At 63.2% G+C, this 796-nt stretch carries 1 protein-coding gene; it reads left to right on the forward strand.

What is annotated here, in order from left to right; genetic code table 11:
* Nucleotides 1–573: 573 nt before the first annotated feature.
* A partial coding sequence (locus FK530_RS24415; protein WP_231706785.1) for an NAD(P)-binding domain-containing protein occupies nucleotides 574–796 on the forward strand: 223 nt, incomplete at its 3' end.

Genomic DNA, 796 nt, shown 5'->3' on the forward strand with positions numbered 1-796 from the left:
GCGGGCAATCCGGATTCCGAATCCCGGTCTGAAATGCCGGACAATGTCGCGTGGAGTGCGCGGGCGCGAGAATCGCACTGAGGTGGGGGTTGTTCGAGTGGTGTGGGAGGCGCATTTGCGTGCGAGTTGCCCGGAGGTGGAGGGAATTGTTGATCCGAGTCCGGAGGCGGCCCCTCGAATCGGTGCCGAGTGTTGCTGGAGCAGTGCCCGTCGGCCGTTTCCCCGGTTGCGGTGTCCGAACAATCTGTCGCCGCCCGGACGTCGAGAGGGGGGATGCAGAAAGAGGTCTGCGGGACATTCCTGCTGTGTGGGAGCGGGTGTTCCTTCGTCCCCCCGCTTCCCTTCCTCCGCCGGGATTTCTCCGGACATTGCTCTGCCTCTTCGGGTCGGAATGGCCCGCCATCGATGGATATCCTCACGCGATTGACGCTTGACATCGAGCATGTGTCCCCTAGAATTCATCTGTCCGAATGATTGTTCGGACCAGCCGTGTGGTCCGCGGGAAATGCCCGGAGAGCCTATGGTGGGGCAGAGCGTGTCCCGTCCTCTATGCAGGTACAGGAAGGCCAGACAATGAAGATCAACTCGCCCGTGACGGCCAGTGCGGACATCGGGGTCTACGGACTGGGCGTCATGGGTTCCAACCTCGCCCGCAACCTGGCGCGCAACGGATACCGCACCGCCGTGTTCAACAGGACCCCTTCGCGCACGGAGAAGCTCATCGCCGCCCACGGGGGCGGCTCCGAAGGTACCTTCGTTCCCTCCCTGGACATCGACGACTTCATCCGCTCCCTGG

Origin of the sequence: Tsukamurella conjunctivitidis, from assembly GCF_007858475.1 — a bacterium.
Classification (GTDB): Bacteria; Actinomycetota; Actinomycetes; order Mycobacteriales; family Mycobacteriaceae; genus Tsukamurella; species Tsukamurella conjunctivitidis.